The sequence below is a fragment of the Chryseobacterium sp. VD8 genome (genome assembly GCF_037149975.1).
Taxonomy (GTDB): Bacteria; Bacteroidota; Bacteroidia; order Flavobacteriales; family Weeksellaceae; genus Chryseobacterium; species Chryseobacterium indicum.
In genome coordinates this window covers 1-2235 of record NZ_JBBCQL010000380.1, presented here as the reverse complement: position 1 = coordinate 2235, position 2235 = coordinate 1, and the positions used below count along the sequence as shown (strand labels likewise).

6 protein-coding genes are annotated in these 2235 nt (G+C 37.1%); all 6 read left to right on the top strand.

The annotated features are described in order from the left end of the window. Positions 1-543 (top strand): preprotein translocase subunit SecY (locus tag WFK35_RS22355; RefSeq protein ID WP_336734802.1); only part of this gene is annotated, 543 nt, incomplete at its 5' end. A 3-nt stretch (positions 544-546) separates the two neighbouring features. Continuing rightward, the gene (gene infA, locus WFK35_RS22350) at positions 547-762 is read left to right on the top strand and encodes a translation initiation factor IF-1 (protein ID WP_055861802.1); all 216 of its coding nucleotides are present in this window, start codon (positions 547-549) and stop codon (positions 760-762) included. 63 nt (positions 763-825) lie between these two features. Further along, positions 826-942 carry a 50S ribosomal protein L36 gene (gene rpmJ / locus WFK35_RS22345; RefSeq protein ID WP_007839480.1) on the top strand — a complete coding sequence of 39 codons (117 nt, stop codon included), beginning with the start codon at positions 826-828 and terminating at the stop codon, positions 940-942. Between the two features lie 9 nt (positions 943-951). Beyond that, positions 952-1329: a 30S ribosomal protein S13 gene (gene rpsM, locus WFK35_RS22340; RefSeq protein ID WP_076391870.1), complete on the top strand. Its 378-nt coding sequence runs from the start codon at positions 952-954 to the stop codon at positions 1327-1329. 12 nt (positions 1330-1341) lie between these two features. Further along, on the top strand, positions 1342-1731 hold the full coding sequence (rpsK, locus tag WFK35_RS22335; RefSeq protein WP_002983263.1) for a 30S ribosomal protein S11: 390 nt from the start codon (positions 1342-1344) through the stop codon (positions 1729-1731). A gap of 19 nt (positions 1732-1750) precedes the next feature. Beyond that, the coding region (gene rpsD, locus WFK35_RS22330; protein ID WP_336734800.1) for a 30S ribosomal protein S4 at positions 1751-2235 on the top strand (485 nt) is incomplete at its 3' end.

Here is a 2235-nt window from a genome sequence, read left to right as displayed (position 1 = left end):
AGACAGTGGATTCCATTGAAAGTGAATGCAGCCGGCGTAATGCCGATTATCTTTGCTCAGGCATTGATGTTCGTACCTGGTTTATTAACGAAAGTAGATGAGTCCAATACTTTTCTTGCAGGTTTCAAGAATGTTTTTAGCTGGCAGTACAATGTATTGTTCGCGCTATTAATTATTATCTTCTCGTTTTTCTATACTGCAATTACAATTCCGGTGAACCAGATGGCTGATGATTTGAAGAGAAACGGAGGTTTAGTACCGAAAGTAAGACCGGGAAAAGAGACGGCTGATTATTTAGATGATATTTTATCAAAAATTACCTTGCCGGGTGCAATATTTTTATCTATCTTTGCAATCCTTCCGGCAATTGTGCATGGAACCTTTGTTCAGACAGATGCGTTTGCCCTATTTTTCGGGGGAACATCACTATTGATTATGGTGGGAGTAATTTTAGATACCGTTCAACAGATTAATACTTATCTGCTGAACCATCATTATGATGGCTTAATGCAGTCTAAATTGTCAAGAACGACTGGATATTAATTTATGGCGAAACAAAAACATATTGAACAAGACGGCGTTATTACGGAAGCACTTTCGAACGCTCAGTTCCGTGTAGAGCTTGAAAATGGGCATGTTCTCATCGCTCATATTTCGGGTAAAATGCGAATGCATTATATTAAACTTTTACCCGGTGATAAGGTAAAATTAGAAATGTCTCCCTATGATTTAACGAAAGGGAGAATTACATTTAGATATTAAAACAATCTGCCAAATGGAGCATACGTTCCATTTGGCTATTGTTAAAAAATAAATACTATCAAAATGAAAGTAAGAGCATCAATTAAAAAAAGAAGCGCTGATTGCAAAATCGTACGCAGAAAAGGTGTACTATTCGTAATCAACAAAAAGAACCCAAAATTTAAACAAAGACAAGGCTAAAATTAAATTATGGCGAGAATTTCAGGTATTGATTTACCAAAAAACAAAAGAGGCGTTATCGGTTTAACTTACATCTACGGGGTGGGAAGAAGCACTGCTTCAGAAATCCTTAAAGCTGCCGGTATCAGCGAAGACAAGAAAGTCAACGAATGGAATGACGATGAATTGGCTGCAATCAGAACATACATCTCTGAAAACGTAAAAGTAGAAGGAGAATTAAGATCTGAAGTGCAATTGAACATTAAGAGATTAATGGACATAGGATGCCAACGAGGAATACGTCACAGACTTGGATTACCTTTAAGAGGCCAGAGAACGAAAAACAACTCTAGAACCCGTAAAGGAAAGAGAAAAACTGTTGCTAACAAGAAAAAAGCTAGTAAATAATCGTTAGGAATTATGGCAAAACAAACTAAAGTAGTTAAGAAAAGAAAAGTAAAAGTTGAAGCTATTGGTGAAGCTCATATTCAGGCTTCTTTCAATAACATCATCATTTCTTTAACAAATAAAAACGGAGAGGTTATCTCTTGGGCTTCTGCCGGTAAAATGGGTTTCAGAGGTTCTAAAAAGAATACTCCATTTGCTGCTCAGATGGCAGCTGAAAATTGCTCTGCTGTAGCTCACGAAGCTGGATTAAGAAGAGTAAAGGTGTTTGTGAAAGGTCCGGGTGCAGGTAGAGAATCTGCTATCAGATCTATCCACAATTCAGGAATTGAAGTTAGCGAAATCATTGATGTGACTCCTATGCCGCACAATGGATGTAGACCACCAAAAAGAAGAAGAGTTTAATTTTTAGAATTTACCCATTATGGCAAGATATATTGGACCTAAAACTAAGATTGCTAGAAAGTTTGGTGCTGCAATCTACGGAGATGACAAAAACTTCGAGAAAAGAAAAAACCAACCGCCAGGACAACACGGTCCTAACAAAAGAAGAGGTGCTAAAAAATCTGAATACGCAGTTCAGTTGGCTGAAAAGCAAAAAGCTAAATATACTTACGGTATTTTAGAAAGACAGTTTGCTAACTTATTCGACAAAGCACACAGAAGTAAAGGGGTAACAGGTGAAGTTCTATTACAACTTTGCGAATCCAGATTGGATAACGTAGTATACAGATTAGGTTTTGCTAAAACAAGATCTGCTGCTAGACAGCTTGTTTCTCACAGACACATTACTGTGAACGGTGAGCTGGTAAATATTCCATCTTATTTGCTTAAAGCAGGTGATGTAATTGCAGTAAGAGAAAAGTCTAAATCTCTTGAAGTGGTTACAAATGCATTGGCTTCTAAAGC